At 67.5% G+C, this 2073-nt stretch carries 1 pseudogene; it reads left to right on the top strand.

The features are described from left to right. Nucleotides 1-2073 (top strand): annotated as a pseudogene (locus DT019_RS40860) (RHS repeat protein); the annotation flags it as partial.

The following is a 2073-nucleotide window of genomic DNA, read 5'->3' as shown; positions in this document are numbered from 1 at the left end:
ACCGGACTGCCCGACCTGACAGCCCGCCAGGGCGGCATCGCTGCCGTGCACCAGCGCGCGCTGCTCGCGGACGGCACTTGGCGCAGCACCGAAACCGACACCACCTACAACTCCGACGGGCTCGTCAGCACCGTCGACGACAAGGGCGACGGCACCGCCGCCACCCCCGAGACCTGCACCACGACCAGTTACGCCCAGAACACCGCAGCGAACATGCTGGCCTTCCCCGCCGAAGCCATCAAAATCGCCGGAGGGTGCGCCGCCACCCCGGACGCGTCCAACACCCTCGCGGACAACCGCAACATCTACGACAGCAAGCCCCTCGGCACCCTCGGTGCCACCGGTGACATCTCGCAGACCCAGGCACTCGACCACTTCGACGCCTCGGGCACCGCACAGCTCAAGACCATCGGCACCACGACGTACGACGACTACGGCCGTGCCACCAGCGTGACCAACGCGGCCGGTGCCACGACCTCTACCGCCTACACCCCGGCCATCGGCGCGCTGCCGACCTCGGTCACCAGCACCCAGCCGGCCGTCGCCCCCGCCACCACCGGCTGGAAGAGCACCACGACCTACGACCCGCTGCGCTCCGCCCCCCTCACCACCACGGACGCCAACGGACGCATCACCGACGTCACCTACGACCCGCTCGGCCGTATCTCCGCTGTCTGGATGCCCGGCCGGCCCAAGGCGACCAAGTCCCCCAACAACAAGTTCACCTACGCACTCAACAACACCACGCCCAGCGTGGTGACGACCCAGACGCTGCGCGAAGACGAGTCATACGGCATCGACTACAAGCTGTACGACGGACTGCTCCGGCTGCGCCAGGAACAGCAGAGCAGCGGTGACGGCGGCTCGGGACGCCTGATCTCGGACACCTATTACGACAGCCACGGCTGGACGGTGAAAGCCAACGCCAACTACTACAACACGGCCGACCCCTCCACCACCCTCTACGTCGTCAACGACGACCAGGTGCCTTCACAGACCGGCACCTACTTCGACGGGATGGGGCGCCCTGTCGCCCAGGCGCTGTCCAGCTACGCCGTCGAACAATGGCGCAGCACCACCGCCTACCCCGGAGTCGACCGGGTCGACGTCACCCCACCGCCCGGCGCGTCCGCGACCAGCAAGGTCACCGACGCCCGCGGCCGCACCACGGCGCTCCTTCAGTACCACAGCGCCACACCCACCGGCGACGCCGACACCACCCACTACCACTACAACGTGGCAGGCCAGCCGGACCTGGTGACCGACAGCTCCGGCAACAAATGGAGCACCAGCTACGACCTGCGCGGCCGCAAGCTGTCCTCCACTGACCCGGACACCGGCACCACCACCTACACCTACAACGACCTCGACCAGGTCACGTCGACCACGGACGCCCGCAACAAGACCCTGGCCTACACCTACGACGCCCTCGGCCGGAAGACCGCCGAGTACTCCGGCTCGACCACGGGCACGCAGCTCGCCTCGTGGACCTACGACGCGCTCGCCAAGGGCTATCCCACGTCGTCGACCCGATTCGTCAACGGCAACGCCTACACGACCTCGGTCACCGGCTACGACACCGGCTACCGCCCCACCGGTTCCTCGGTCACCATCCCTTCCTCGGAGGGGAAGCTGGCGGGCACCTACAACACCGGCATGGCCTACACCCCGAACGTCGGACTGCTCGACAACACGACGATGCCGGCCGCGGGCGGCCTGAACGCCGAGACGGTGTACTACGCGTACAACATCGCCGGACAGCTCCTTCTCGCCGGCGGTGACGCGGACTACCTCAGCGGCATGACCTACACCCCGCTCGGCCAGGTCCAGCGGAGCACCGTCGGTGATGTCCCCAACCAGGTCGTGCAGACCAACAATTACGACGCGGCCACGGGGCGGGTACTGAAGTCGACCCTGGACAAGGAGACCAGCACCACCACCTCGGCCGACGTCACCAACTACACCTACACGCCGTCCGGAGCCGTCACGTCCGTGTCCGACGTCCAGGACACGGGTCAGACCGACACTCAGTGCTTCACCTACGACTACCTCAACCGCCTCACCGAGGCCTGG

The organism is Streptomyces sp. SDr-06, from assembly GCF_003324565.1.
GTDB lineage: Bacteria > Actinomycetota > Actinomycetes > Streptomycetales > Streptomycetaceae > Streptomyces.
This window is presented reverse-complemented; position numbering and strand designations above follow the sequence as displayed.